Origin of the sequence: Halalkalibacter sp. AB-rgal2 (assembly GCF_041821005.1) — a bacterium.
Lineage (GTDB): Bacteria > Bacillota > Bacilli > Bacillales > Bacillaceae_D > Halalkalibacter.
This window is the reverse complement of the sequence record NZ_JBGUAV010000056.1, coordinates 1-2,505: the sequence shown is the minus strand read 5'-3', so window position 1 is coordinate 2,505 and position 2,505 is coordinate 1. Positions and strand designations below refer to the sequence as shown.

2 protein-coding genes are annotated in these 2,505 nt (G+C 35.9%); both read right to left on the bottom strand.

Annotation, left to right across the window (positions count from 1 at the left end):
• Positions 1-36: 36 nt before the first annotated feature.
• The gene (istB, locus tag ACERJO_RS20880; protein ID WP_373648770.1) at positions 37-801 is read right to left on the bottom strand and encodes an IS21-like element helper ATPase IstB; all 765 of its coding nucleotides are present in this window, start codon (positions 799-801) and stop codon (positions 37-39) included.
• Complete coding sequence (gene istA / locus ACERJO_RS20875) at positions 798-2,366, bottom strand: IS21 family transposase (RefSeq protein ID WP_373648769.1); 1,569 nt, start codon at positions 2,364-2,366, stop codon at positions 798-800. Before istA ends, istB begins: the two co-directional genes overlap by 4 nt.
• Positions 2,367-2,505: the final 139 nt, after the last annotated feature.

Genomic DNA, 2,505 nt, shown 5'->3' with positions numbered 1-2,505 from the left:
TGTGACCGTCAAGAAAAATGTTACAGTTTTTGCTCATTAATTTGATACACTTTCCTGCCCAAAGATATTTTTACGATGTTTCATACGATAACTGTCACCATTTAAATGTATAATTTCAACACGGTGAACAATGCGATCTAATATAGCCGTAGTAATGGCTGGATCCCCTAATAACTCCCCCCACTCTTTCGGTGCTTTATTTGACGTTAAAACGATAGATGACTGCTCATGTAGATCGTTAATCAAATGGAAGAATAGGTTTGCTTCATGTTGATCCATGGCCATGAACATTAAGTCATCAATCATAACCAAATCGGCATCTCTAATTCGTTTTAATCTTGTTTGTGATTTGCGGGTTATCTCTTCGGTTTTTAATGCATGTACTAAATCACCCATTGAAGTGAAAATGACTTTATATCCTTCATAAATGGCTTTTATCCCTAGGCCTATGGCCAGGTGTGTTTTTCCCACACCTGGAGGACCTAATAATACTAGATTATATAACTGGTCAATCCATGTAAGATCACCCAACTGATTAAGTTGTTTCTTACTTAGTGATTGTTGCTCTTTAATATCAAACTCTTCCAGTGTTTTGTAGTCTGGGAACGTAGCCCACTTTAAACGTTTTTCCACCTGCTTTTCCTCTCGACGCTGTTGTTCATATTGCATAATATCAAGCAAAAACTTAGTGTAAGAAGTGTCATTTTGTTCAGCTGCTTTTATTAATTCTGTGAGATGATTGGATGTTTCGACGAACCTTAAGGTTCTCATTAGCTCTTGTAATTGATTCATTTGTGTCATTGAGAATCACCTTCTAATATAGAGTAATACTCGTCCATCTCTCTTTTTGATGCCTGGGTATCCATGACCCAACTGGAAGTCATCGTTGTGGGCTGTTTGATTTGTTCAGCGTTATCGGTTTGTGTAGCCTGTAACGGTCGTTGGCGTTTTATGTATCCAATGATATCGCTGAAATCTGTACCACTGTAAAGATTTCGTTTAAAACATTCTTCAAGTGCTCTATTAATAGTCATAGGATGATTGGTTTTAATAGAATTTACGATCAGTTGTAATTGATCACGAATGTAACGAGGATTCTTTTCTCTCACTTTTGATATAAACTCATAAGCTCGTTCTTTATGATCAAAATAGGTTGCCACTGTATCAATAAATGCCTCAATACCTTTTGTACGATCACGTCGGTGTTTTGGGTTTTGAATTAACTTGCCTTTTTCTAGTGATAGTTGATGCTCAGCCAAGATCTCTCCATCTGAACGACAAATCATAAGTTCTTCATTATCGATGACGCTAAGGTAAACCTCTTGGTATTGATTAAAACTTCCTAATGGAAGTGAGTATCGATTAGATAAATACCGGATGGTATTGTCCTTACGAATAGACCTTGATATACTATTAATAGTGTTTTTTTGAACATCAATGATGTTCGTGACTGGTTGTAAGTGTTGTTTTTCAAGGGCAAACACTTCAATCGGTCTTTTTTTTGTGGTGTTATGAACTTTTGCGTTCCCAGTTCGATTGAGCCATTCTAGTGCCTGTTCATTCCACGATTCTAAATTGTGAAATATTCGATGTTTCGCGAAATTATATTTAATAAAACCTACGACATTTTCTATTTTTCCTTTACTTTCAGGGTCAGCTTTTCTACATACAAACAAGTTTAACTTTTTCGCTTCTTTATACTTCTGAAACTCCTCAGTCAAAATTAAATCACCACTGTTTTCACTAACAACGATTAAATGATCCTGGTCATACACTAACTCATTCGGAATACCATGAAACCACTGAAATGCTCGTTCATGTGCTTCAATGACGTCTTTGGTTGTAAAGGGGCGATCTAACCAGTACTTGTATTTATAACGTGAATGAGATAATACAAATGCGATGAAATAAAGTTTAACGGTTCCTCCACTAGATTTTTTGTTTTTCGTTTGCCCAAAGTCCACTTGGACTTGTTCTCCTAAAGGAGGATCAGGTAGAGCTTCATAGGACCTAGGTGATGTAGCTTTAGGTATGTTATATTCTTTTCTAAGTTCACTCACATAAGATCGAACCGTACTTTCACCGACTACAAAAGATGGGTATTTTTCAAGCAACCAATCTTGTACTTGAGCTGCCGTCATATCTGGATACTTTCTCAACCAGGAAAGAATGAATTCCTTATACTTATCAAGCTTTTTTTCTCTTGATTGAATGGTAACCATCCATTCTGCCATCTCTTGTGGATTTCTATTTAAATAACGATATAAAGTAGGTCTTGAAATTCCTAATTTTGCAGCAACTTTACTTTTACTAAAACCCTGTTTTAACAGCTGTTTAATTTCCATATACACTTGCCATTTATCCACCTTTCAGTCCTCCTCAAACACTTTCAACTATACAAATCTATTATAACTAGTGTTTAAGAGAAGGAATTAATTTTTTTCGTGGGCAGGGAGTGTTAAATCTTATCAAGCGAGAACTGTTAACTTTAGTTTAGCAGTCACA

What these genes read in the sequence shown, in the direction of transcription:
- istB (WP_373648770.1), bottom strand. Translation starts at nt 801, where the DNA reads ATGACACAAATGAATCAATTACAAGAGCTAATGAGAACCTTAAGGTTC.